The 208-nt window shown below is 67.8% G+C and carries 1 protein-coding gene; it reads right to left on the bottom strand.

Features of this window, described 5'->3' with window-relative positions:
* Window positions 1–208: thiamine pyrophosphate-dependent enzyme (locus tag IH13_RS0116535; RefSeq protein ID WP_037841525.1), on the bottom strand; the 208-nt coding region annotated here is incomplete at both ends.

The following is a 208-nucleotide window of genomic DNA, read 5'->3' as shown; positions in this document are numbered from 1 at the left end:
CCGATGGAGGCGTAGCCGTGGTTCTGGAGGACGACCAGCTTGACGGGGAGGGATTCCTGGACGGCGGTGACGATCTCGGTGGGGTTCATCAGGTACGTGCCGTCGCCGACCAGCGCCCAGACGGGGCGGCCGGGCACGGCGAGTTGGACACCGAGGGCGGCCGGGATCTCGTAGCCCATGCAGGAGTAGCCGTACTCGACGTGGTACT

It is taken from the genome of Streptomyces sp. NRRL WC-3549 (genome assembly GCF_000721935.1).
In the GTDB taxonomy this organism is placed as follows: Bacteria; Actinomycetota; Actinomycetes; order Streptomycetales; family Streptomycetaceae; genus Streptomyces.
The sequence above is the reverse complement of the archived record's forward strand: the minus strand, read 5'-3'. Positions and strand labels throughout refer to the sequence as shown.